Source organism: Polaromonas sp. CG_9.11 (assembly GCF_015752225.1).
Classification (GTDB): Bacteria; Pseudomonadota; Gammaproteobacteria; order Burkholderiales; family Burkholderiaceae_C; genus Polaromonas.
Map to the genome: position 1 here is coordinate 1 of NZ_JADOVE010000009.1, position 22515 is coordinate 22515.

General features: G+C 54.2%; 22 protein-coding genes, 1 pseudogene and 2 riboswitches. Of the genes and pseudogenes, 11 read left to right on the top strand and 12 right to left on the bottom strand.

The genetic code is table 11. The features are described from left to right. Nucleotides 1-103: 103 nt before the first annotated feature. Nucleotides 104-238, top strand: coding sequence for a hypothetical protein (locus tag IWX85_RS20745; RefSeq protein WP_255529426.1), 135 nt, complete (start codon nucleotides 104-106; stop codon nucleotides 236-238). A gap of 180 nt (nucleotides 239-418) precedes the next feature. Then, nucleotides 419-787 (top strand): annotated as a pseudogene (locus IWX85_RS09085) (IS4 family transposase); the annotation flags it as partial. A 68-nt stretch (nucleotides 788-855) separates the two neighbouring features. Here the strand turns inward: IWX85_RS09085 and IWX85_RS20750 are convergent. The 8 genes from IWX85_RS20750 to epsA all read right to left on the bottom strand — a co-directional run bounded on the left by IWX85_RS20750 (nucleotide 856) and on the right by epsA (nucleotide 9951). Next, complete coding sequence (locus IWX85_RS20750) at nucleotides 856-1638, bottom strand: WecB/TagA/CpsF family glycosyltransferase (RefSeq protein WP_196869520.1); 783 nt, start codon at nucleotides 1636-1638, stop codon at nucleotides 856-858. A 295-nt stretch (nucleotides 1639-1933) separates the two neighbouring features. After that, a complete protein-coding gene (gene epsG, locus IWX85_RS09095) occupies nucleotides 1934-2842 on the bottom strand; it encodes a chain length determinant protein tyrosine kinase EpsG (RefSeq protein ID WP_196869521.1) in 909 nt (302 codons plus the stop codon). After that, nucleotides 2839-4236 carry a chain length determinant protein EpsF gene (gene epsF, locus IWX85_RS09100; protein ID WP_196869522.1) on the bottom strand — a complete coding sequence of 466 codons (1398 nt, stop codon included), beginning with the start codon at nucleotides 4234-4236 and terminating at the stop codon, nucleotides 2839-2841. The genes epsG and epsF overlap by 4 nt, the downstream gene beginning before the upstream one ends. A 6-nt stretch (nucleotides 4237-4242) precedes the next feature. Then, nucleotides 4243-5094: a polysaccharide export protein EpsE gene (gene epsE / locus IWX85_RS09105; protein WP_036811126.1), complete on the bottom strand. Its 852-nt coding sequence runs from the start codon at nucleotides 5092-5094 to the stop codon at nucleotides 4243-4245. Between the two features lie 281 nt (nucleotides 5095-5375). Beyond that, nucleotides 5376-6194: a glycosyltransferase gene (locus IWX85_RS09110; protein ID WP_196869523.1), complete on the bottom strand. Its 819-nt coding sequence runs from the start codon at nucleotides 6192-6194 to the stop codon at nucleotides 5376-5378. Nucleotides 6195-6404: 210 nt separating this feature from the next. After that, a complete protein-coding gene (gene epsL, locus IWX85_RS09115) occupies nucleotides 6405-7604 on the bottom strand; it encodes an XrtB/PEP-CTERM-associated polysaccharide biosynthesis outer membrane protein EpsL (RefSeq protein WP_196869524.1) in 1200 nt (399 codons plus the stop codon). A gap of 141 nt (nucleotides 7605-7745) precedes the next feature. Then, nucleotides 7746-9080 carry an undecaprenyl-phosphate glucose phosphotransferase gene (locus IWX85_RS09120; protein ID WP_231379655.1) on the bottom strand — a complete coding sequence of 445 codons (1335 nt, stop codon included), beginning with the start codon at nucleotides 9078-9080 and terminating at the stop codon, nucleotides 7746-7748. A gap of 82 nt (nucleotides 9081-9162) precedes the next feature. Then, nucleotides 9163-9951, bottom strand: coding sequence for an XrtB/PEP-CTERM-associated transcriptional regulator EpsA (gene epsA, locus IWX85_RS09125; protein ID WP_196869526.1), 789 nt, complete (start codon nucleotides 9949-9951; stop codon nucleotides 9163-9165). Between the two features lie 379 nt (nucleotides 9952-10330). Here epsA and IWX85_RS09130 point away from each other — a divergent pair, with 379 nt between their 5' ends. The 7 genes from IWX85_RS09130 to IWX85_RS09160 all read left to right on the top strand — a co-directional run bounded on the left by IWX85_RS09130 (nucleotide 10331) and on the right by IWX85_RS09160 (nucleotide 18550). Continuing rightward, nucleotides 10331-11302: a TRAP transporter substrate-binding protein gene (locus IWX85_RS09130; RefSeq protein ID WP_196869527.1), complete on the top strand. Its 972-nt coding sequence runs from the start codon at nucleotides 10331-10333 to the stop codon at nucleotides 11300-11302. 92 nt (nucleotides 11303-11394) lie between these two features. After that, nucleotides 11395-11889 (top strand): TRAP transporter small permease, encoded by a 495-nt coding sequence (locus IWX85_RS09135; protein ID WP_036811116.1) that lies wholly within the window; start codon nucleotides 11395-11397, stop codon nucleotides 11887-11889. Then, nucleotides 11886-13163 (top strand): TRAP transporter large permease, encoded by a 1278-nt coding sequence (locus IWX85_RS09140; RefSeq protein ID WP_036811113.1) that lies wholly within the window; start codon nucleotides 11886-11888, stop codon nucleotides 13161-13163. Before IWX85_RS09135 ends, IWX85_RS09140 begins: the two co-directional genes overlap by 4 nt. 34 nt (nucleotides 13164-13197) lie before the next feature. After that, nucleotides 13198-13301, top strand: a riboswitch (glycine riboswitch). Between the two features lie 23 nt (nucleotides 13302-13324). Next, nucleotides 13325-13426: riboswitch (glycine riboswitch) on the top strand. Between the two features lie 46 nt (nucleotides 13427-13472). After that, on the top strand, nucleotides 13473-14627 hold the full coding sequence (gcvT, locus tag IWX85_RS09145) for a glycine cleavage system aminomethyltransferase GcvT (protein WP_196869528.1): 1155 nt from the start codon (nucleotides 13473-13475) through the stop codon (nucleotides 14625-14627). 60 nt (nucleotides 14628-14687) lie between these two features. After that, nucleotides 14688-15056 (top strand): glycine cleavage system protein GcvH, encoded by a 369-nt coding sequence (gcvH, locus tag IWX85_RS09150; protein ID WP_196869529.1) that lies wholly within the window; start codon nucleotides 14688-14690, stop codon nucleotides 15054-15056. Between the two features lie 32 nt (nucleotides 15057-15088). After that, on the top strand, nucleotides 15089-18058 hold the full coding sequence (gcvP, locus tag IWX85_RS09155; RefSeq protein WP_196869530.1) for an aminomethyl-transferring glycine dehydrogenase: 2970 nt from the start codon (nucleotides 15089-15091) through the stop codon (nucleotides 18056-18058). A gap of 90 nt (nucleotides 18059-18148) precedes the next feature. Continuing rightward, nucleotides 18149-18550 (top strand): FKBP-type peptidyl-prolyl cis-trans isomerase, encoded by a 402-nt coding sequence (locus tag IWX85_RS09160; protein WP_036811100.1) that lies wholly within the window; start codon nucleotides 18149-18151, stop codon nucleotides 18548-18550. 12 nt (nucleotides 18551-18562) lie between these two features. Here the strand turns inward: IWX85_RS09160 and IWX85_RS09165 are convergent, their stop codons facing one another. Then, entirely contained in the window at nucleotides 18563-19372 is an 810-nt protein-coding gene (locus tag IWX85_RS09165) for an alpha/beta fold hydrolase (RefSeq protein ID WP_231379656.1), read from the bottom strand. 102 nt (nucleotides 19373-19474) lie between these two features. After that, nucleotides 19475-20362 (bottom strand): NUDIX hydrolase, encoded by an 888-nt coding sequence (locus tag IWX85_RS09170; protein WP_196869532.1) that lies wholly within the window; start codon nucleotides 20360-20362, stop codon nucleotides 19475-19477. Here IWX85_RS09170 and IWX85_RS09175 point away from each other — a divergent pair. Continuing rightward, nucleotides 20337-20711, top strand: coding sequence for a hypothetical protein (locus IWX85_RS09175; RefSeq protein WP_196869533.1), 375 nt, complete (start codon nucleotides 20337-20339; stop codon nucleotides 20709-20711). The two genes, IWX85_RS09170 and IWX85_RS09175, sit on opposite strands and share 26 nt — an antisense overlap. A 28-nt stretch (nucleotides 20712-20739) precedes the next feature. Here the strand turns inward: IWX85_RS09175 and arfB are convergent, their stop codons facing one another. Further along, nucleotides 20740-21144: an alternative ribosome rescue aminoacyl-tRNA hydrolase ArfB gene (gene arfB / locus IWX85_RS09180; protein ID WP_036811095.1), complete on the bottom strand. Its 405-nt coding sequence runs from the start codon at nucleotides 21142-21144 to the stop codon at nucleotides 20740-20742. On the opposite strand from arfB, the gene IWX85_RS09185 reads away from it, so the two are divergent. Beyond that, a complete protein-coding gene (locus IWX85_RS09185) occupies nucleotides 21143-21424 on the top strand; it encodes a hypothetical protein (protein WP_196869534.1) in 282 nt (93 codons plus the stop codon). The two genes, arfB and IWX85_RS09185, sit on opposite strands and share 2 nt — an antisense overlap. Before the next feature lie 68 nt (nucleotides 21425-21492). On the opposite strand, the gene IWX85_RS09190 is transcribed toward IWX85_RS09185, so the two are convergent. Further along, nucleotides 21493-22506, bottom strand: coding sequence for an SDR family oxidoreductase (locus IWX85_RS09190; protein WP_196869535.1), 1014 nt, complete (start codon nucleotides 22504-22506; stop codon nucleotides 21493-21495). Between the last annotated feature and the right edge of the window lie 9 nt (nucleotides 22507-22515).

A 22515-nucleotide genomic window follows, 5' to 3' on the forward strand; every position in this document is an offset into this window, starting at 1 on the left:
GCGTAACAACACATCAACACCGCCGCAGCGTTCACGTTGCCCGGAATCGCCGTTCACCATCCTGGAATGAGCGTTCACGTTCGCTGGAATACGCAGTAATGGCGTGTTCATCAAGCTCACCCGCTCCGGCCCCAACCAATACGTCCAACTCGTCGAGGCGTTCCGTGATGACTCGGGCCGCCCCAAGCAACGCACCGTCGCCACCTTTGTGGTGGCTGTCAAGGAAGTTGTCGCCTAAAGTGAAGTGAGTCAGGCTGTTTTTTGCGTGTGTTGAGGCTCCTTGGTGTGTGTGAGGTTTTCTGGGCATGAAATGTTGCTCCGATGCGGATAATCCGCGGAAAATCGGAGGCGACAACTATTCTGACACCCGGGGCTATCCTGTGAACTCAGCTTCGTCTCAAGGTGTGTTGCCCACCCGCTTACGGCGTTGCAGCTGGGAAGCATCGAGAAAATTGAACGCGCGTTGGTGCTGTACATGGTGGTGGCCTGGCGCATTGCCCGGCTCATGCGCCTGGGGCGCAACTGTCCGGACTTGAATGCGCAGTTGATGTTTGAGCCCGACGAGTGGAAGGCTGCCTACATTTTAAACCAGCAAAAAGTCCCGAGCGAGCTGCCCACGCTCAATGAAGTGGTGCGTCTGGTGGCCCGCCTCGGTGGATTTCTGGCGCGAAAGGGCGATGGCGAGCCAGGCGTGAAAACCATCTGGCTGGGCATGCAGCGCATCCTGGACTTTGCCGCCGGCATCAGGTTCTACAAGGAACTTCAGCCTGCGGGGAGTTGTGTATAACGCAATGGGTAAAACCGCTCTAATTATTTAGCACATTAAAAGCACTAATCGATATAAGACGAAAAAGTCTACGCTTGTCTTTTAAGAATCTGTCGACTTAAACGACGATTAAAAGCGGAAAAGATCAGGGTTCGTGTCAAGAAAACCAGATTACCAATTACGTAACGCTTAAAAAGCCTACGCGGCTCCAATTGCAAACGGAACAGCCATTCCATGCCATTTAGACGCATCCACAAGGGCGCTCGCGAGGTTCTACCACCCCAAAAATCAATAATAGCACCGCCGCAAATGATGAGACACGGGTGAACAAGCCTCGACCGCAAGGCAATGGCAACCTCCTCCTGCCGCGGCATACCCATACCTAGAACAATCAATGCTGGTCGATGTTTAACGGCTAACAGGTAATAAACATCATTCTCATGAAAACCGTCTGCGCGTATATAAAAGCTTTTAGGTGCAAGATTCATTTCAACAAAATCAACCCCAGATTCCAAATAAGGTTCTTGTGTGCCAAAAAGAGCAATACAGCGCCCGTCAAATTTACTAACAATGTCTGGAATCAAGTCAGTGCCATTTAGATTAAGACCAGGCGGTATGTTCAATTGATTAAAAAGGGTTTCCATACCTGAACCATCACGGAGCACGGTATCAGCAGTGCAAAGCGAATCGAAAAAAGATTCAGAATTAACAAGCATGTTCATTGCATGGGCGTTAGCAAATGCCAACACTAGGGGATTGTCAGGGAGGCAAATTTTTTGAAGCAGTACTTGTCTGTCTACAGGTGTGTGAACTCTTTCTATCTTTCGAACAAGTTTTGACCAGCGCAACTTCCAGGTTTTTCTACGTTCCATGGCAATTCCTGAAGCAATATGATGCAGGAAAATGCACGCTAATTAGTAAAACGTTTTTTAAACTTAATCTCTGCAAACCGCAGCTTAGCAACATTATCTACAAAAGCCCGTGTAAAAAGTGAAGTGCGAGGAGATGCTATATCAACATGCAACCATCGCTACCCATAAAATTTAGAGAGGATAAATAATTATAGATTAATTAATACCATTAATGGTAATAAATACTCAGCGCCAAACCAAGCAAGATAACTTTCATTTTTCGTGGCTTGAATTTAAAATTAATCATGAACTTTACTCAAGTGTCATTAAGAACCGACCCAACCAATGTGACGCCAAATTCACGCAAGCTGTGCGTGAACTGACCAAGTTGTACAACGGAACTTCTGTTCTGACGCGCCACCACTAAAGCAGCCCCTGTACGAACCGCAACCGTATGCGCATCAGCACAAGCGCTTGCAGGGGGTGTATCAATGATCATCACATCAAAATCTTCCGCTAAAGAAAGCAACAACTTCGAAAAACTCTGGCGACCAAGCAATTCTTGAGGATTGGGAGGAATTGCACCTGCCGAGAGTACCGACAAGTTCGACAATGCATCAATTCTCACAATAGCATCTGATCCAGCTCGTCCCACAAGAATGTCTGAAAGACCGGCGCGTTTTCCAAGACTAAAAAGGATGTGCTGTCGCGGTATTCGCATATCGGCATCAATCAGTAGGGTTCTCTCACCGAGCTGCGAGAAGACAATTGCCAGATTGGCAGCAATATAGCTGCGGCCATCACCAGAGCCCGCACTAACCACGGCAAGACCTTTATGATCCGAACCATTATTGAACCAGCGCAGCATTAGTTGGCTTCGAAGCATACGCAACTCCTCGACAGCGACACTGTCAGGCTGGTACGCCGCAATCAGTTCATGACTCAAGCTGCTTCCCGAAGGAATATATGAATAATGGAACTGGACAGACAAAGCAAACCGCACATCGTCTTCAGTCAGCAGTCCCAAGGTCCTTCCAGCCTCTCCAAAACGGACGCCATTTTCTCGTTGAAATGTCAATATTTTTTCAGCATTTCCACCAGAAAGCCTGCCAGAATCAATCAATATTGATCCCATTGGCCTTGCATGTCCTGATTCAACAAGTGGATTGGTACTGGCCTTCACCAAAGGAATAGATCTGACGATCTGTGAGTTTTGTGTATTCATGCGGGGCTTCCATTAGGCAATGCCAGATGGCCTGCACCACCCATCATGCGTCGTTTCGTACCGTTGGAGGAAATGTTTGCAAGTACCGGAAGGTCCAGCATCTGCATGAGGTCCTCGCTTGATCGGACACGACGATTCATGAGTTCGCACACCAAGGCAAAACCCACCCCAAGTAAAGTTCCTACAAATGCCGCGATCAGAAGGTTGAGCGGCAGTTTGGGACTTGATGGATCAATAGGTGCCAATGCAGTATTCAATCGAACAACATTCGTCTGATTGGTAAGACTTTGCAAGCGGCTTTGCGAAGCGCTCTGGCTGACGGTTTCATAGGCACGTTGGGCTGCTTCCACATCACGCCGGTAAACATTAAGTTCATCGCGCTGTTTATTCAGTCCAAGAACCCTTGTTCTTTGCGCATTAACGGCTGCTTGCAGTTCGCGTTCACGATCTTTGCCAACGCGGTAGGCAGTTTCGATTGAAGCCGAAATACGGTTTGATTCGGCAGCAAGCCGGTTTCTGAGAGAAGCAAGTTCAGCTTCTGCGCGCTGACGCAAGGGATGGTTTACGCCTAAATTTACATTGTTCTCATTGACTTTTGCTTCGAGTCGAGCAATATCAGCTTTTAGTCCATTTATCAGTGTACTTTGCATTACTTCGGCAACTGTGTCGCCGCGTGCATTGCGCTTGCTTTGACTGTCAGTAGTTTCTCCCTGCACCGCCGTGAGTTGGGTCGAAATTTGAGCAAGCTTGGCCGTTTCATAGTCCACCCTCTCATCCGATGAAACAATGCCAGCCTTCTGCTGGTAATCCGACAAACGAGCTTGGGCATCCTCAAGTTTTGCACGTGAAACTTTGGTCTGCTCGTCGAACCATTTGGCGTATAAGCGTGCCGGTTCAGTTTTCAAAGACAGATTGGTGTCCAAGTAAGCTTGCGCAAAAGCGTTCGCAACTAACGCAACATTTTCTGCATTGCCACCTTTGTAGGTGATGTTAATGACATTACTTTCCCGTGCAGGTTGAACAGAAAGGGCGCTCTGTAGATTCTTCGCGATCCAAGAATCCAGCGAGCCTCTTCCCTCAGTAGCTTTCTGCCAGTCTTTTTTTGTTTCCTCATCCTCGTCAAGCTTAAGCATTTTTACAACTCGCTGCGCAACCAGATCGCCGCCAATGATGTCTACCTGTGTAGCCATATAGCTGGGCGCAATCACACCGGACATTCCGGCGCCAGCTACTGGGTCTGGTGTTCTAACGTCAACCAGCAAGGAAGTTTGGGCTGTGTACTTGCTTGGCATCAACAAGCTGGCAGCCAATGCTGCAGCCAGAGCTAAGAACAATACCAAAATAACGACCCGGTAACGAGCGCGAAGAATAAGGAAAAACTGGTAGATGGTCATAGCAACTTAAAAGAGGCTTTCACGCACATAAATGACATCCTCGGCCTGAACTGCATCAGTTAGCTTAGGAGTTGATTCCACAACGTTGCCGTTGAGATCGCGGCGATTCAGGCGCAAGCGATTTTGGCTACCACGAACCGTAGGGCCGCCACCCGAAGCCAAGGCTTGCATCATCGTCATACCGCGCTCAATACGGTACGGACCAGGACGCTGCGCCTCACCATAGATATAAAAAACTGGCGCCTTGTTGACGTACAAGGTATCACCGCCTGACAACACAATATCGTTGTCCGATTTGTCGTTCAAAAACAGTGCCGGAATATCAATCACTTTGCGAAATGGCTTGTTGTTTCGCTGACCCGTGATGATCAGTACATCATCACCCAACGCTGTCGTGCCCCCTGCAGCAGCGAGCATGTCGCTTACACGAGTGTTGAGCGTCTCTAATGGAAAGCGGCCTGGTTTACTGACTTGCCCGAGAACTGCCACCTGACTTCCCCGAACCTGCCTCAGAACAATATTTACCTGAGGGACCTTTACAAAACCACCTGTCCGCAAGGCATCCGCGATCTTTTTCTCTGCCTCGGAAATGGTTAACCCCCCAAGCTGAAGGGTACCTACTAGTGGATAGCTAATCACACCGGTTTCTGAAACACGGGCATCCACCGAAAGATCGGGGCTCTGATAAACCTGAACCCCGATTGAATCACCCGCCCCCAGCCGGTAATCTTGCTGGGCTTGTGCTCCGCCAACTCCCGAAGCACCCCCAATTGGAGAAGACTGGCTGGACTGGGAAAATGCAGTCAAAGCAAAAAGGAAGAAAAAAACCGAAGCAAGAGAGCGAATGAAGATATTCATCGGTGCGCCTTTGGATGAACTATAAGAATGAAGTTACATCTTAGGTTCGAAGATGAAACATCTGCAATAGCTCTTTCTTCCTAATGCTTCAGCTGTTTACTGAAAAACCAACAGAAATATTTAGTTAATTATTTCTCGACTGGTCAATAAGCACACCAGCTAACATACACAATGAAATTGATAAAATTTAAAAAAACATCACAATAGAAACTGTATCTCAATAATTTTTATGGTTATATAATATATATTTTTATGAAAATAATTCTGTTGATGAATTCTAATTATAAACTTAATCTTTTTAAATGATTCAGATACATTACAAAAGATTTTCTTTCCCATTTGCAAGAATTATTATTTTTTATAACCTTCAGAAGATGCTTGGCATTTGCCCACTTCATCCATGGTTTTTGAGGTCCGATAAAATGAACCACATAAACGTCTTTTAAATTAGTCTTGGGATTACAAAGCATTTGGTAACCATGCTGATCAATATATGCATCAAGGTCAGAGTAAAAAATATTATATCCGTCATCAAGATGAAGATTTTTCCGTTCCGGCCAATCGGAATAATACGCGTTAATGACATCTTGATCGCCTATCTTGTTACTCCCAAGCGCGCGAACCTCTTCTACGGCGATATGTAATGCGATAACCATTTTTTTCGGAAGTTGATCATCAGGCTTTATCACCATGAGACCTGAATTCAGCCGTGTCCAGTCTGGATGCTCGAGTCGGCCAGCGGCTACAGCAGAAAGATGTGGTTTTTCAAATAAATGATCAAGGTTTTTAATGACGATCATGTCGCTGTCAAGGTAAACAAGCTTGGAAAATTCCGTGAGTCCAAAAATATGAATTTTGTCGAAGGTATTGCCCCAATGCCCGGATTGCTCCTTGAAAGCGAGGGGGACTTCGATAGGCATGGAAAGTCTCACCACGTTCATTCCCCTGTCCCTCAGAATATCGTCAACATCTTGAGAAATAATCGATGAAACAGCAACCCAAAATGGATAAGGACTTCTGGTACGCTTGATTGAATCGTGCAGCACAATCACACCAGGCAAATAGCTCAAGGTGCTCAATAAAGTTATGTAGGCTTTCATAACTTGTATGTTGCACGTCAAATGAGAATTTTGACAAGATTAAATGCAACATTAAGCAACAAAAGAAAATATCGATTTCGCTGTCAATTACTTATCTAAGTCAAAACGACCATTTCCTGAACGTATCCAATCTTTCTTCAAGACCGAATACTTTCAGACAATTTAAAGCTGTCAAATAATTAAACAATATGTAAAATAGAGCAGTTATATTTAAAAGCTTGCAAGAACAGAAAGATTTATACCATGGCTTTTATAATCGGCACCGAATTCGTTGGACTTACGCCGATCTGAAAACACCGAAGTCGTTAGCTTTACAGCACGAATCACTTCCCACTCAAAACCCAGAACAGTTAGATCAGTGGTGTCCCGCCGATTTGTTGCTGAAAAACCAGATAAGGGACCTTTATAGTTTCTCACACCATAATCGTAACGAAACTTAACAGCTGTTTTTTCTGTAGGTTTCCATGTTGGAGCAATAAAAAATCTGTTTCCTTGGAAATAACTTATATTATTGGTTTGGTAGTTGCCCAGATCCCTTGCTACGCCCACATTAACAGTCGTCTTCCCTGTTGGCCTCCAGGCAGCATCAAGCTGGCCAACAAATCCAGAAAAATCTCTGGCACCAAGTCCGTCATGTGACCTGTCAAAATAAGAAACGCGGGACTGGATAGTCGTTTTTCCGGTGATCGGCCAGACCAGCCTAAACTCATGTTCACGGTCCTTGAAATCGCTAGCAACTGTGGAAGACAAGATACGGTTTGGATACTCACCGCGCCCCTGTTTTAGTCGATACGCAAATGAGCTGTCTGACGCAAAAACATACCTCACACCAGCCTCTACTCCACGAACGTTCGAATCACCTTCAAATGTAAAGGCCTGGCTGTTGGAACTGCTTCGCTCAAAAACACCACCCAAAACACGCCACGGCCCGTCGATTGCATACTCAGCATCTAACAACGTCAGACGGTCAGTTCTTCGGTTTAGTTGCCCTTGATTTTGAACATCAGCGGTATTATCGGTGTATTCTTGCCGATCCGTTGTTAAATTTCCATAAAACGATGGCGTGATACTCCAACGCCATGCAGCAGCGTAATTCACAGCTGTAAAGTCGAGTCTCGAGAAATCCTTGTAATTATAGCGATTGGCATTTACGTCGAGTTCAAATCTCTGCAAGCCATAGCTCTTGTCAAACTTTGCTCCAAGTGTAGTGACACCAAAATAATCTGAACGCGACGGTGAGCCTATAACCGCCTGGTTATTGATGGTGTCAGATAAACGAAATACATTGCTATCATATTGCCAAGTCTGTCCGGCCCTGAATTGAAATGTGTCTAACTCGTCAGCCCGAGCATTTATAGTAATTACGCCTGCCAAAGCCAGACTTACTAGCAGCAATTTACGAAGCACCATTTTTAGAATCCTATTTCAGGGAAGATTTGAAAGCGTAGAAAGGAAAATGCGCCTAAAGTATCACGCAGCTACAATTTTAACAATTTTAGTTGTAAATTGACCAACTTATCAATAGTTCTTTTGAATCATTGAAAAAAAATCTCAATATGCTGCGCCATCCTTAAAGACTAAACGAACGGTCTTCAATACAATGAACAGATCGAGTTGCAGTGACCAGTTCCTCAAATAGTCGAGATCGTAATCAATACGCGCCTGCATTTTGTCCAACGTATCGGTCTCTCCACGGTAGCCGTTCACCTGAGCCCAACCTGTGATTCCTGGCCTGACCTTGTGCCTCACCATATACCCTTTGATCAGGGTCCTGTACATTTCATTATGTGCGACTGCGTGGGGTCGCGGACCCACGATACTCATTCGTCCTTGCAGTACGTTGAAAAATTGTGGCAACTCATCAAGCGATGTCCTTCGTAGGAAGGACCCAATCCTTGTAATGCGTTGGTCGTTTTTTTTGGCTTGATGAATAGTCCCACCGTCCTCCACCACGGCCATTGAACGAAACTTGTAAACCAGAATCTGTTCGCCATCGAGGCCATATCGACGCTGCTTGAAGATAGCAGGCCCTGGTGAGCCAAGCTTGACCATGATGGCAATAAGAATCATGATTGGTGAAACAAGCATGAGAATTATCACAGACAGGATGATGTCGCTGGCACGTTTCAAAATTCCATTGAAACCTCTGAATGGTGTGTCGCAGACAGAAATTACGTTGACCCCGCATACTGTGTCGCTTCGCCCTTGAATCAAGTCCGTGATGAACATGTCCGGCACAAAATAAATCGAAGCAGTGGTGTCCTTCAGGTCATCAAGAATCTGCAGAACACGGGGACGTGCAATCATTGGCAAAGATAGATAGATGTATTGAATCCGATACTTTTTGACAAAGTTGGCAAGCTCATCTATTTTTCCTAGAAGTTTGTACTTTGCTTGCTCGTGCCGTCTTACTTCGCTGCGATCGTCAAAAAAGCCAAGCATCTCCATGCCTAAATAGGAAGAGTAGCCGATGTTCTCGGCTAAAGAGACTCCCTGATTGTTCATGCCGACAATAACAGCACGCTGTGCGGGACCTTGCATCTTTAATAATTTGGAAGTCGTTGCACGAAGCGTCAGATTTCCAGCGATCTGGGCTGCAGGGGCAATCCATAGCCAATTAATAATCAAAGCAATTGGAAATCTGAAAAGATAGTCTGTGGCAAAGCCAACCAGCAGCAGGAGCCCGGCAATCCAGAACCAGTGAAATAAAATATTAAAAATCATGCGCTCTACGGAAAGCCGCAAACGCGAAGCACCAGGAAATGTCAGAGAAAAGACAACCACCGAAAGAATCAGATATGGCGGTTTAATTGCCCCCTCAAAATTAAATGCTAATACCCATAACGATAAAATCAGAATGAATGGATCAAGAGCGCTTTCGATCATTCTAAAAATATAGCTCCTGCCTAAACCCGACCGGGGTTCCCGGTTATTTTTCCAGACAGCGGCCGACTTTATTCCGCGAATTTCAGCCATTAAACGTCACCCCATTAATTTTTGAAACCGCCTGGGCACGATTGAATACATTCAATTTCTGAAAAATCCTCTGCATGTGATTTTTGACAGTGAATCCGCTAATATTTAAAATGCTTCCAATTTCTGAATTGGTTTTACCCATGGCGACCCAGTCCATGATCTGAATTTCGCGATCACTCAGCCCAAAGGCTTCGTCCTGTCCGACCCGGAGGGATTTCGGAAAAGGTTTTTGCTGTTGCGGCAGTTGAGAAACCTGTCGGAGTGCGCTGTCGATCACCGGCATCAGCACCTTGATGGCGGTGCTGGTTGGCTCTGCTGGAATTTTCTGGCTGCTGAGCAGCACGTACAGACATTCGCACTGGCCCCGCTCGTCGCGCATGCCGTGAATCACGCCTGAACGCATGCTGCGCAACGCACTGCTGAACGATCCGGGAAGGCTGGCGTTGCCCAGAAGGTATTCAAAGTTGCGAAAGTCGAGGCTGCTGGGCTGACGACCTCCAAAAACCCAACTTTCGTGAAATTTTCCCAACAGAAATGGCAACCCATCAGTACCGACGGCGTAAGACCGAACGCCCGGTAGCTTGGAGACAATGTCATGCCGTATGGCGCCTTCTTGAAAGTTCCCCCACCCTGCCAGCAGAATTTCGTGAGGCATGCACTGCTGCACGTCGCCCTGCAACCATTGGAGTAGGTCGATATGCCGTCGAATGGCTGCGGCGCTTTCGATCAGCCTGAGATAGTGCCCGGAATCGCCAGACACAGGCAGCGTGTGACTCTGCATTTTTTTCTTCCCCCTGAGTATGTTTTTTTCGTCTGCGGTACCTATAGCATCGATGAAATTCGAAGCCTCAAACCGACTTTATAGCAAGCGTCGACGTAGGACATACAATAATTTACAAGTCATCAAGCTTGCCTCTTCAAGTCAGGAATTTTCTCCGTAATTGTCACCGTTGCTTGTCATCCAAAATCTGCACATGCATGAAACTGGCTTGGAACGACCTCCATATCTGGAGCATAAACTGCTTGCTCGACTGTGAAATTACTGGATTTTTAAGCGAAAACCCGCGAACGTGTCGGCAAGGCCTGCAGTAATAATGAAATCGTTTACAGCACGTTGCCGTAATCGAAAATTTTTACCCTAATAACTATTCGGAGACAGCATGAAGCTTTCAAAACTTCTCATCGGTCTGAGCCTGGGCCTTGGTTTCTTGGCTGCGGCCACTGCACAGACCACTATGCGCATCAGTATCTCGACTGCCCAGAACTCGCATCAAGGCGTGGCGATAGACACTTTTGCCAAGGAAGTTGAGAAGCGAACTGCGGGAAGATACAAGGTTCAAACCTTCTATAACGGTGCCTTGGGCGGAGAACGGGAATCGATTGAAGCCGTGCAACTGGGGACGCAGGAACTGGCCTTTTCCTCGTCCGGTCCCATCCCAAACTTCGTGCCGGAAACCAAAATCCTGGATGTACCGTTTCTGTTTCGCGACAAGGCCCATGCCCGCGCCGTGCTCGACGGACCGATTGGCCAGGACTTGCTGACGAAATTTGATGCCAAAGGCTTCAAAGCGCTCGCCTGGGCTGAAAACGGCTTTCGCCACATGACCAACAGCAAGCGCGACGTCAAGACACCCGAAGACCTCAAGGGCTTGAAAATGCGCACCATGGAAAACCCGGTGCATATCGCGGCTTACAAAGGCTTTGGCATCATCACCACGCCCATGGCTTTCCCCGAAGTGTTTACTGCGCTTCAGCAAGGCACGGTTGATGGACAGGAAAACCCGTTGTCGGTGATCATCTCTGCCAAGTTTGATCAGGTGCAAAAGCACTTGACCTTGACCGGCCACGTGTATTCGCCCTGCATCTTCGTGATGAACAAGGCGTCGTTCGACAAACTCAGCACGGCCGACAAGCAAGCCTTTCTTGAGGCAGCCAAGGAAGGCACCAAGGCCAATCGCGCCCGGGTTGACGAGGACGACACCAAGGGCGTGGCCGACCTGCGGGCCAAGGGCATGACCGTGATTGACAACGTGGACAAGACCAGATTTGTAGCAGCGCTGGCACCGGTCAACGCCGAATTTGAGAAGCAGTTCGGTAAAGTTGCGCTCGACAAAATTCGGAATTACAAATAAGCCAACACCCTTCTCGCTACTTTTTCAGTAGCTGGACACGCCCGCAGATATTGCGCTGACGGGCGTTTTCTATCAAATATCGGTGTCATTTCATGAAACAGGCCTTTTTAACCTTCGAACGCTGGACGACCGGATTTTCCATGCTGGTGGCGTGCCTGATGCTGGTCATTGCGTCATCGCTGGGCATGTTCCAGATCATCACCCGCTTTGTACTGGAACAACCCGCAGAATGGAGTGAAATCCTGATCCGGCTGAGTCTGATCTGGATGGTGTTCATGGGAATTCCGGCTGCTTTCCGCCAGGGGGCGATGGTCAGTGTTGATGTGCTGTATCGCTGGAGCCCACCCCGAATCAAGCGCGTACTCGACTGGGTGGTCTGCCTTGCGGCGCTCGCCCTGATCGGTGTCATCATCTGGTGGGGCTGGGACTATTCGCTGCGCGGCCGCGTTCAATCGATGTCCGGGCTGGAATCAATTTCTATGTTCTGGGGCTACGTGGCCATGCCGGTGGGCGGGCTTTTTTGCGTGATGGGCATCATTGGCAACCTGATCGATCCCCAACGCCAAGAACTGGAAACCGCCCAATGACCGCCGTCATGCTGACCACCATGGTGCTGTGCTTTGCATTGACCATTTCCGTCGCCGTTTCCATCGGCCTTGCGTCAGTGCTGGGCATCCAGGCGACCAATGCCAACATGCTGATTTCGGTCAAGGAAATGTTTTCTGCGATCAACAAGTTTCCACTGGCCGCCATACCCTTCTTCATCCTGGCTGGCAATCTGATGGAAACCGGCGGTATTTCACGCCGGCTGGTGGAGTTTGCTAAAAGCATCGTGGGCGGCGTGCAGGGAGGCCTGCCGATGACCTGCGTACTCACCTGCATGATTTTTGCTGCGGTTTCCGGCTCTTCGGTGGCGACTACCTTTGCCGTCGGCGCCATCTTGATTCCGGCTCTGGTCAAGCACGGTTACCCGACGACCTATGCCGCCGCACTGCAGGCAACCAGTGCCGAGCTGGGCGTCATCATCCCGCCGTCCATTCCCCTGATCCTGTATGGCGTAAGCGCCGAAGTCTCGATTGGCGAGCTCTTCATCGCCGGCATAGGGCCCGGCATCTTCATCAGCCTGGCCTTGATGGCGTTTGTCTATGTGTACTGCCGGATCAAGGGCTGGGGCAAGAACGATGGCGACGGGCGGCTAGGTTTCGCCAAGGCTACCTGGCAGGCCGGCTGGGCGTTGCTGATGCCGGTCATCATTCTGGGCGGCATTTATGGCGGTATTTTCACGCCAACCGAAGCAGCAGCCGTCGCGGTGTTCTATGCGCTTGTGGTGGGGATGGTGGTTTACCGCGAAATCAGTCTGGCCAGTTTGGCCGTGGTGCTGCGCAAGTCGGTGCTGTCCAGCGCCGTGATCATGTTCATCATTGCCAACGCCGGGCTGTTTGCCTTCCTGATCACACGTGCAGGTGTGCCCGACGCGATCGGCCGCTGGCTCGAAGTCGTGCTGCAGTCACCCGCGCTGTTTCTGCTCGGGGTAAATGTTACGCTGTTCTTCATCGGCATGTTCATTGAAACCAGCGCGGCAATCATTGTGCTGGCGCCGATCCTGGCGCCCGTGGCCATGCACTTCGGCATTGACCCGGTGCATTTCGGCATGGTCATGGTGGTCAACCTGGCGCTGGGCATGATTACCCCGCCCTTTGGCGTGAACCTGTTTGCAGCCTGCACGGTGGCCCGTGTTTCCCTAGACCGGATCATCCATCACCTGATCCCTTTCGTGCTGGTGATACTGGCTTGCCTGATGGTGATCACCTACGTGCCGCAGCTCTCGCTGGCCCTGCGCGACCTGTTGTACGCGAAATAGCAGTCAGAAAAAGCATGCCTTCGCTCAGCTACACTTGACAGCGTCAGGAGAGAGTTTTTCCAGAAAAAACCGCCGAAGGCGCATGTGCCACCCCCATTGGTGGACTGAACGCTCAGGCAAAAGGACTGGCAACCGCCCCTCGGTGCATTTGTTACCAAGGGGCGTTCCCTGCTGGAGAGAGGCCGCTTTCAAGGCGGTCCACCGAAGGAGCAACCCTGCATCGTCAGGCGAATCTCTCAGGTAAAGTGGACAGAAGGGGCAGCCCGTGGCGTTTGGCCATGGGGTCATGTTTGCCCTCTGGAGAACGTCATGTCCCACGAACCGTCTGCCGCCCCTGCCCCTTTGCTCAACACGCCGCTGCATGGTCTGCATGCAGAACTCGGCGCGCGCATGGTGCCATTTGCCGGTTATTCCATGCCGGTGCAATACCCGGCTGGCCTGATGGCCGAACACCAGCACACGCGCAGCGCCGCAGGCCTTTTCGACGTGTCGCACATGGGCCAGTTGCGGCTCGTTGGCCCGGATGCAGCCGCCGCTTTTGAAAGCCTGATGCCAGTCGATGTGATCGACCTGCCTGCGGGAAAACAACGCTACGGTCTGCTGCTCAATGACGAAGGCGGCATCATCGATGACCTGATGTTCTTCAACCGCGATGTGGCCAACGGCGGCGATATCTTCGTCATCGTCAACGGCGCCTGCAAGGCGGGCGACATCGCGTATATCCAGACCAAAATCGGCCAGCGCTGCGACGTCATTCCCATGCCCCAGATGGCGCTGCTGGCGCTGCAGGGACCGCAGGCGGTCACGGCCCTGCAGCGACTCGCGCCAGGCGTTGAAAAACTGCTTTTCATGACCGGCGGCCGCTTCACGGTTGCAGGCTGCGAGTGTTTCCTGACCCGCAGCGGCTATACCGGCGAAGACGGTTTCGAAATTTCAGTACACGCCGCGCAGGCCGACACGCTGGCACGTGCCCTGCTGGCCGAGCCTGAAGTCAAACCCGTCGGACTGGGCGCACGCAATTCGCTTCGGTTAGAGGCCGGCCTGTGCCTGTACGGCCATGACATCGACACCACGACCACGCCCATTGAAGCCAGCCTGAACTGGGCCATTCAAAAAGTCCGGCGCACCGGCGGCGCCCGGGCCGGAGGCTTTCCGGGCGCGGACAAAATCCTGGCGCAGCTGGCCGATCCGGCCAGTTTGAGCCGCAAGCGCGTGGCGCTGGTGGCCAAAGCGCGCGTTCCGGTCCGCGAACCCGCCGTGCTGGAAAACATGGACGGCCAGGTTGTCGGCCAAGTCACCAGCGGCCTGCTCAGCCCCACGCTGAACCAGCCGATTGCGCTGGCCTATGTGCACCCAGACTATGCGGTGGTCGGCACCGAACTGTTTGCCATGGTGCGTGGCAAACCCGTGCCCATGCACGTGTCGCCCACGCCCTTTGTTCCCACCCGCTACCACCGCGGCTGATTTATTTATCTATCTCTTTCGTTCACTTCCCTTTTTCATACAAACTCCCGGAGAAACCGCATGACCGTCAAGTACACCGAAGACCACGAATGGCTCAAGATTGAAGGCGACATGGCCACCGTCGGCATCACCGTGCATGCGCAGGATGCGCTGGGCGATGTGGTGTTTGTCGAACTGCCGGAAGTCGGCACGACATTTGCCCAGAAAGACACTGCCGGCGTAGTTGAGTCCGTCAAGGCGGCGGCCGATGTCTACATGCCGGTCAGCGGTGAAGTCACCGAAGTGAATGAAGCCCTGCGAGACGACCCGTCGCTGGCCAATTCGGACCCGCTGGGTGCCGGCTGGTTCTTCAAGGTCAAGCTGTCCGACCCGTCACAGCTCGACGCGCTGATGGACGAAACCAGCTACACCGCCTTTTCTGCCGCCTGAATTTTCATCAAAGACTGACACGGAATTCTGACATGCTGATGCCATCTGCCACGCCGCTGGGCGCGCTTGAAAACCCTTCCGAATTCATTGCCCGGCACATCGGCATTGACGAGGCGGATGAAGTCCACATGCTCAGCGTGGTCGGCTCCAGCTCGCGCCGGGCGTTGATCGACGGCATCGTGCCGCCCTCGATCGCCCGCAGCAGCGCCATGGCGATTCCGCCACCGGTTTCCGAAGCGGCCGCGCTCAAGCAACTCAAGGCGATGGCGGCCAAGAACAAGGTGTTCAAGAGCTTCATCGGCCAGGGCTATTACGGCACCTACACGCCGGGCGTGATCCTGCGCAATGTGCTGGAGAACCCCGCCTGGTACACCGCCTACACGCCTTACCAGGCCGAAATTTCGCAGGGTCGCATGGAAGCGCTGATCAACTTCCAGACCATGGTCTGCGACCTGACCGGCATGCCGATGGCGAATGCGTCGATGCTTGACGAAGCCACCGCCGCCGCCGAAGCCATGACGCTGGCCAAGCGCAGCGTCAAGAGTAAAAGCCATGTGTTCATCGTGGCCGGCGACTGCCACCCGCAAACCATTGAAGTCATCCAGACGCGCGCCAGGCCGCTGGGCATCGAGGTCAAGGTCAGCACCCTGTCGGCTACCCTGCCCCAGTTGATGGCAGAGGGCGACTACTTCGGTGTGCTGGCCCAGTACCCGGCCACCAGCGGCACCATTCACGACCTGCGGCCGCTGGCGGGAGTGGCGCACGCCAATGGCGCAGCCCTGTGCGTGGCCGCCGACCTGCTGGCGCTGACGCTGCTTCAGCCGCCCGGCGAATGGGATGCGGACATCGTGCTGGGCAGCACACAGCGCTTCGGCATGCCGATGGGCAATGGCGGTCCGCATGCCGCCTACCTGGCCTGCCGCGATGAATTCAAACGCTCGCTGCCAGGCCGCCTGGTGGGCGTCAGCGTCGATACGCACGGCCATCCGACCTACCGGCTGGCGCTGCAAACCCGTGAGCAGCACATCCGCCGTGAAAAGGCCACCTCCAATATCTGCACGGCGCAGGTACTGCCCGCCGTGATGGCCAGCATGTATGCGGTCTACCACGGCCCGCAGGGCTTGACGCGGATTGCCCGGCGCGTGGCCACCTACACGGCGATCTTTGTGCAGGGCTTGCGCCAGATGGGCTTCGAAATCACGAACAAGGGCGCCTTTGATTCGGTCACCGTCAAAACCGGAGATGCTACTAATTCTATAGCTGAACGCGCACGCCAGTCTTGCGCCAACCTTAGATTTCGCTTGAAAAATCATCTGGGGGTGTCGCTTGACGAGACCACCAGCCGCTCGGACATCGAACTGCTCTGGTCCTTTTTCGCCAAGCCCGGCCAGACGTTGCCGGTGGTGAGCAACTTCGAGCAAGGCATCGAGTTGCTGATTCCTGCGGAGCTGCGTCGCACCAGTGAATTTTTGACGCATCCGGTGTTCAACACCCACCATTCCGAAACCAGCATGCTGCGCTACATCCGCAAGCTCAGCGACAAGGACCTGGCGCTGGACCGCAGCATGATTCCGCTGGGCAGTTGCACCATGAAGCTCAACGCCACCAGCGAGATGATTCCCATCACCTGGCCGGAATTTGCCAACATCCACCCGTTTGCACCGCAGGACCAGCTACGGGGTTATGTCGAACTCGACCGGCAACTGCGCGACTGGCTGTGTGCGGCCACAGGCTACGCCGGCATCAGTCTGCAGCCCAATGCCGGCTCGCAGGGGGAATACGCGGGTTTGCTGGTGATCAAGGCCTACCTTGAAGCCAACGGCCAGGGCCAACGCAACATCTGCCTGATTCCCTCGTCAGCCCACGGCACCAACCCAGCCAGCGCCCAGATGGCCGGCATGACAGTGGTCGTCACCGCCTGCGACGCGCAAGGCAATGTCGACATGGCCGACCTGAAGGCCAAGTGCGAAAAGCACAGCGACAAGCTGGCCTGCGTGATGATCACCTATCCGAGCACCCACGGCGTGTTTGAGACGCATGTCAAGGAACTCTGCGAGCTGGTGCATGCACACGGCGGCCGGGTCTATGTCGATGGCGCCAACATGAATGCGCTGGTCGGCACCGCTGCGCCGGGCGAGTTTGGCGGCGACGTGAGCCACCTCAATTTGCACAAGACCTTCTGCATTCCGCACGGCGGCGGGGGACCCGGCGTCGGTCCGGTCTGTGTGGTGGCAGACCTGGTGCCCTACCTGCCCGGCCATGCCACGGCAGGCTTGCGCGGCGGGGGAGCCGGTTTCACCGCCGGGCCGCCCCAAGGTGAAACAGCCCCCCCGGGGGGCAGCGCATTGCACGCAGTGAAAAGCGTGGGGGCCATCTCAGCCGCACCCCTGGGCAATGCGGCGGTGTTGCCGATCAGCTGGATGTACTGCCGCATGATGGGCCCCGAGGGGCTGAAACAGGCGACCGAAGTGGCGATCCTGAGCGCCAACTACATCAGCGCACGGTTGAAAGACCATTACCCGACGCTGTATGCCAGTGAAAACGGCCATGTCGCGCACGAATGCATCCTGGACCTGCGCCCGCTGAAGGAAACCAGCGGCGTGACAGCCGAAGACGTGGCCAAACGGCTGATGGACTACGGCTTTCATGCGCCAACGCTCAGCTTCCCGGTGCCCGGAACGCTGATGGTCGAACCCACCGAAAGCGAAACCCTGGCCGAGCTGGACCGCTTCATTCACGCCATGATCGCCATCCGCGAAGAGATTCGTCAGGTAGAAAGCGGCCACTGGCCGCAGGACAACAACCCGCTCAAACATGCGCCGCACACGGCAGCCAGCCTGTTGGGCGCTGAGTGGGACCGGCCGTATTCACGCGAAACCGGCGCCTTCCCGCTGGTCAGCCTGAAAGCAGTGAAATACTGGCCGCCGGTCGGCCGGGTAGACAACGTCTATGGCGACCGCAATCTGTCATGCAGCTGCATCCCGGTGGCGGACTACGCTTGAGGCCAGCGATTGAAAGCTGACCGCATCCTGCGCAGTCATGCGGTCTGCATTGATTGACAATGCGCACTTCAACAATTCACACAGACATCCATGAAATCAATCCTCTCCCTGCTCGCCTTCGCCGCTTTTGCTACCGGCGCCTTGGCCGTGGCGCCGCCTGAAACCCTGCCCTCGGGCGTGAAGATCGTCCACACGGTCGATGGCACGGGCGCCCAGCCCAAGGCATCGGACACCGTCAAGGTCCACTACCGCGGCACGCTGGCCGATGGCAAGGAATTTGACAGCTCGATCAAGCGCGGCCAGCCTGCCTCGTTCCCGCTGAACCGCGTGGTGCCCTGCTGGACCGAAGGCATGCAAAAGATCAAGGTTGGCGGCAAGGCGACATTGACCTGCCCACCGGCCACGGCCTATGGGGATCGCGGTGCAGGCAATGCAGTGCCCCCGAATGCCACGCTGACGTTTGAAGTCGAATTGCTGGCGATCGAGAAATAAGCCGCTTGCTGCCTATGGGTTCACGTTGAGTAGGGCTACAAGCGCTTCGTCAAAAGCTTCTGCCCGCTCGAACTGGACCCAGTGCCCTGCCGCGTCAACCAGCGTCAAAGCCCTGAAACCGGGCGCCAGCCGCAACACCGGCGCCAAGCACTCCATCATTCCCCGGTACAGCGCGTCTTCACGGCCGTAAATGGCATGCACCGGGCATTTCAATTGCGCCAGTGACCGGGCGAGCACATTGGTACGCGACAGGCTGCGTCCTTTCATCCGGTCGCGCAGCACGTTCGCCACCTGCAGGCGCAAGGCCAGTTCGGTGATGGACTCCGGGTGAAGCAGCATCAGCGCGGCCAGGTTGCGGCGGTGCACTGCATTGCGCTGGGCGGGCTCCGCCAGGTGCCGCCAGGCATTGAGCCGGATCGCTTTTTCCGGCGCGATGCCCAAGCCCGGCGCACCGACCAGCACCAGGCGTGCCACACGCTCACAAAACTGCTCGGCGATAAAACCGGCGACCATGCCGCCAAAAGAAAATCCCACCAGATCGCAGGCCGCGTCGCCCAAAATGCATTGCAGCCCCTGCTCGACGGGACCGGGAAGCGCATCGGCGTCCGTGCCGTGCAGGGGCATGTCAGACTCGCCAAAGCCCGGCAAGTCAGGCACCAGCACCCAGCGCCCGGAATCGGCGAGCGCGCCAATGTTGCGCAGCCAGTGCGTCCAGCTGCCGCTGCCGCCATGCAGCAACACCACTGGTGCCAGGGCCGGATGGCGGGTCGCCTTGCCCCACAGATGCCAGACCATGGTGCCCGTGCCACAAGGTGTTTCCATACGCGTTGCGGTTTGCAGGAGCGCTTGTGCCTCCGGCGGCAATCGAACAGTGGATTCAAAGGTCATCGCCTGTTTATACCTTCACGCCGAAACACAGCGGCGTCAATCAAACAGGCTGTCGAAACCGCCGACAGGCTCAAAGCGCTTGTTGCCGACATGGAAATACAGCCGCGTCGGTCCGGGCATGGCCAGTGCGCGCACCGAGTGGCGCACATCGCCGGGGTAACAAATTACCCGGCCCTCTTCCATGTCAAACGGCTCGGGCTGGATCAACGGCGGCAGGCGGCTGCGGGCTTGCGCCATCACGCTGTCCACACTGACATGGCGCGCCAGGTGGGCCAGACTCATGATTTGCGGCGGCGCCAGCGCGATCTGACCTGCCCAATACTGCTGCAGCGCAGTGCGGGGACTGAGCCAGATGCTGTCGGTGGTTTCATGGTTGTCGTGAACTGCCAACTGCCCGGCGGGAACGGCGGACACAAAAAACCGGGTGTCGAAGCGCTTGTTCATGACCGATGGCGCTGTGGGCGTGATCCAGCGCGACCAGGGCACGAGGCTTCGGGTCTGCAGGCGCAGCCCCATTTGCGCCAGCACCGTGTTGAACCCATGGCCTTCGCGCAACAGTGCGGCTGCCCGGGAACAGTCAACGCCCAGGCTTGCAATGCCTTGCGCCATCAATACGCCGGACTCTTCAAAGGCTTCCCGCAAGGCAGCCACATAGAGCCCGCCCGCCGTGCGTTCGCTGATGTCGGCCTCGTTCAGTCCGGCATGCAGCACCGGCAAAGGCTGGTCCAGATGCGCGGCCATGTCCAGTTCGGCATCAGCCGCGTCGACCTTGCCACCTGGAAAGACATAGGCGCCGCCCAGCACGTCGGACAAGGCATGGCGTTTCATCAGGAAAACCTCCAGCCCTGCCGACGCATCGCGCAGCATGACCACCGTGGCAGCCGGGCGCAAGGGCGTGGTGACAATTTCCAGATTCAATTCCATCGTCTTCTTTCAGGGGAATGCCGCATGGGCCAGTCCGTGCGGCCAGGCTGCAGAGAAGCGCCGGACAGGTGCGTTTGATCCAAGGTTTCAGGCTGTGTTTTACTTGCTGTGGGAACGGATTCAACAACATTGTCATGGCGCTTGGGAAAGCCCTGCCGGTCGTCTCGCGGCAGTATCGGTTTGTTTCGTTTTATTCAACGCTTCCCGGTTTCTGGATCTGGATGCGCCCACGCTGACAGCAGCCGCCACCGCCGTTACCGGGCATCGGGATGTCGGCGCGCAGCGAGAAAAAAGTCACAACAAATCAAGCACCAGCGCTCTGTGCATGAGCGCGGGCAACTATCAGTAACACAGTGAATCAGTCCTGCTGGCAGCACTTATTCCTTGTTCACCTTGCCGCGCGATTCCTTGGTGGCAGAGCGCTGGCTTTTGCCTTCAAGCCGGCGCTGCCGGGAGCCGTAAGTGGGTTTGGTGGCGCGCCGGGCTTTGGGCGGATTGGACACGCCGTCGATGACCTGCTGCAGGCGGTCCAGCGCATCGGCCCGGTTCATCTCCTGTGTGCGGTGCTGCTGCGCCTTGAGCACCAGCACGCCTTCCCGCGTGATGCGGCTGTCGCTCAAGCACAGCAGGCGTTCCTTGATCTCGTCGGGCAGCGATGAAGCAACGATGTCATACCGGAGATGCACCGCGCTTGAGACCTTGTTGACGTTTTGCCCGCCAGCGCCCTGCGCCCGGATGGCACTCAATTCCACCTCGCGTTCATCGACTAAAAATTTCAGCATGGCTCAATACCTGTTCAAGGCCGGGGCATTGCACTTCGGGTGCCGTGTGACAGGCGCCGCCGCATGGCGTGACATGCTTGTGCCGGCGCAAAAAGGGGTAAGGACACGACGCATTGAATTGGGATCGGCCTCTGGAGGAAAACTGCAATTATCGGCGCTGGTTGGCAGTTCCTGCCGCGCCTCGACCCAAGGCGCAAGGGCACAGGAAAGCCAAAATGAAAGTCGTCCATTTGCAAGGCAGAGACTCAGAAAAAGCGGCCTTTTCAAGGCGACGGTATGAGTTGCATTCAGCTTTTTTGACTGTACGAACCAAGAAGTGATGAAAACTTGGTGAAAAAAACAGCGTCCTCAAGCCCCGACGCTGCCTGTTATCGGCAACACGATGCCGGTGATGTAGCTGGCGCACACAGGCGAGGCCAGGAACACATAGGCGGGCGACAACTCCTCCGGCTGTGCCGGACGCTTCATATCGGTGGCCGCGCCGAATTTACGGATCGACTTGGCGTCCTTGTCCGCCGGATTCAGCGGCGTCCACACCGGGCCGGGTGCCACCGCATTGACGCGAATGCCCTTGTCGATGAGGTTGCTGGCCAGCGCCTTCGTGAAGGCATGAATCGCGCCTTTGGTCGCCGAATAATCGAGCAGTTGGGAACTGCCTTCCAGCCCCGTGACGGAGCCGGTGTTGATGATGCACGACCCGCGCCGAAGGTGCGGCAGCGCGGCCTTGGCCATGTGGAAATAGCCATAGACGTTGGTGCGCAGGGTTTCGTCAAAGCGCTCTTCGGTCAGGTCTTCGAGCGAGTCGGCATGTTCCTGGAAAGCGGCGTTGTTCACCAGGATGTCGAGCTTGCCGAAGGTGCTGACGGTTTTCTCGACCACGGTGCGGCAGAAGGCGACGTCCTTCACGTCGCCAGCCATCAACAGGCAGCGCCGGCCCTCGGCCTCGACGCAGCGCTTGGTTTCCTCGGCGTCCACATGTTCGTTCAGGTAAAAGATCGCCACGTCGGCCCCTTCGCGGGCAAACAGTACGGCGACGGCGCGGCCGATTCCCGAATCGCCGCCGGTCACCAGCGCGGTCAGCCCGTCGAGCTTGCCGCTGCCCTTGTAGCCTTCGGCCATGAACCGGGGCTGCAACTGCATGTCGGCTTCAAGCCCCGGTTTTTCAAGGTGCTGCGCGGGCAGCGGCGGCGCAGGCTGCCGGGACGGGCCGGCCTGGACAGGCTGCTTTTTAGTTTCTGAACCACTGGCTTTTTTGGATTTCGCGGCGTCTTTGCCGTCCTGCTGCTGCTGGATGCTGCGCTGCTTTTCACCAACGGCCTTGGCGCCGTTTTCCGGCAATGAACGCGATGGGGTGTTTGCCATGAATTCCTT